General features: G+C 62.2%; 2 protein-coding genes. Both read left to right on the top strand.

The genetic code is table 11. The features are described from left to right. A partial coding sequence (locus tag H6B10_RS14095) for a DUF4832 domain-containing protein (RefSeq protein WP_204652182.1) occupies nucleotides 1-1,072 on the top strand: 1,072 nt, incomplete at its 5' end. A 102-nt stretch (nucleotides 1,073-1,174) separates the two neighbouring features. Continuing rightward, nucleotides 1,175-2,068 (top strand): DMT family transporter, encoded by an 894-nt coding sequence (locus H6B10_RS14100; RefSeq protein ID WP_204652183.1) that lies wholly within the window; start codon nucleotides 1,175-1,177, stop codon nucleotides 2,066-2,068. Nucleotides 2,069-2,223: the final 155 nt, after the last annotated feature.

The raw sequence follows: 2,223 nt of genomic DNA on the forward strand, positions 1-2,223 counted from the left end.
CCTGCGGCTGGTACCGGACACCCCCACCGGGGAAAGTCACATGGATATTCCCGGCTGGCTTTACGATGCCATGGACGGGGCCGGTACCTGGTACGACGGGGACTATGGCAAAGGGTTCAGCCCCGACTATGAAAATCCCGTCTTCCGGCAGGCTCACAGGGAACTGATTCAAGCGCTGGGGGACCGCTATGCCGATGACCCCCAGGTGGCTTTTTGGGAACTGGGCAGCCTGGGCCACTGGGGAGAATGGCATGTGGATACCGGGGCCGGTATTGAGCCGTTCCCCACCCAGGCGGTCGCCGACGGCTATGTGCAGGACTATCTGGCGGTGTTCCGGCCGGAACAGCTGCTGCTGCGCCGGCCCTACACCATCGGGCAGGAACAGGGGCTGGGACTGTACAATGATTCCTTCGGCCTGCCGGATTCCCATACCCAGTGGCTCTCCTGGATCGCCGACGGTTATCAGTCCGACCAGAACGGCGAATGGCTGCCTGCCATGCCGGATTTCTGGCAGCGGGCCCCCTCCGGAGGTGAGTTCTCTCCCCGGGAGGAAGACGGCTGGTATTTTACGGGGAAACAGTTTGCCACTACGCTGGACCTGCTCCGTCAAAGCCATACCACCTTTCTGGGACCAAACGCCCCGGTATACGGCGAACTGACCGGTGCCCAGGGGGAAAACCTGCGCACCCTGCTGGCCGAGATGGGCTACACTTTGGGCGTGCGGCGGTGTACCCTGTGGCGGACGGTGTTCTCCTCGGTATGGCAGGCGGAACTCACCTGGGAAAACACCGGCCTGGCACCGCTGTATGCCGACTGGCCCATCGCCCTGGAACTGCGGGCGGAATCGGGGCAGACTGTCTGGTCCGGGCAAATCCGGGCGCCCCTCTCCGACTGGGGGCCCGGCAGCCACACCATCCGGCTGACCCTGGACGATGTGGGAACACTGCCGCCCGGCCGGTACAGCCTGTGGGTGGGCATTGTGGACCCGCTGACCGGGCAGCCGGGGGTGGCTCTGCAGATGGATGTTCCCCGGGATGCGTTTCTTTATTGTGCGGCTTCCTTTTCTCTGTGAACCGCCTTGACGGAGCGAACGGTACACCGTATACTTTCTTTGGCAAGTATACGCCCGGCCGTGTTCCGCCCGGGCAAATTCCCGGAGAAAGAAGGCGGTGGCATGCCATCCAACCGAACATCCATCCTGTGGGCCGTTCTGGCAGCGGCCTTTTACGCACTGAACGCACCGCTTTCCAAATGGCTGCTGGCGGATATTCCCCCCACCATGATGGCGGCACTGCTCTATCTGGGCGCGGGCACAGGTATGACGGCGGTGCGGCTGATCCAGCGCCGTACCGGGACCCGCCCCCACGAAGCCCCGCTGACCCGGCAGGACCTGCCTTATACAGTGGGCATGGTGGTGCTGGACATTGCCGCGCCCATCTTTTTGATGATCGGCCTTACCAAAACCACGGCGGCCAATGCCTCGCTGCTGAATAACTTCGAGATCGTGGCCACGGCCCTGATCGCGCTGCTGGCCTTCGGGGAGGTGATCTCCCGGCGGCTGTGGGCAGCCATCGGGCTGGTTACCCTTTCCAGTATTCTCCTCTCGGTGGAGGATGCGGGCAGTTTCTCCTTTTCGATAGGGTCGGTGTTCGTGTTGCTGGCCTGCACCTGCTGGGGGCTGGAAAACAACTGCACCCGCAGCATTTCGGATAAAGACCCGCTGCAGATTGTGGTGATCAAGGGATTTGGTTCCGGCGGCGGTTCGCTGGTCATTGCCCTGCTGCAGGGGGAACGACTCACCGACGGCCTGGCGGCCCTGGGCGCGCTGGCGCTGGGGTTTGTGGCCTACGGGCTCAGCATCTTTTTCTACATCTACGCCCAGCGGGGGCTGGGAGCGGCCAAAACCAGCGCTTATTACGCGGTGGCGCCCTTTTTGGGGGCGGGCCTTTCGCTGGCCATTTTCCGCCAGGCACCCAGCCCCATCTTTCTGGTCGCGCTGCTGCTTATGGCAGCCGGGGCCTGGCTGGCTACGGTGGACAGCCCGCCTGCCGAAGATTCCTCCTCATAAAAGCAAAGACCTCCTGCCCGTTGGGGCAGGAGGTCTTTTTGTGTTGGCGCCGAATAGGCATGATAAAACCCCCAGTTCAACTGGGGGTGGATAAAAAATACTTTAGTGAAGAGAAAGAACCTCCTGTGCTAGAATAAAGCTGGTCTGGCAACCAA

The organism is Gemmiger formicilis, from assembly GCF_016901605.1.
In the GTDB taxonomy this organism is placed as follows: Bacteria; Bacillota; Clostridia; order Oscillospirales; family Ruminococcaceae; genus Gemmiger; species Gemmiger formicilis_B.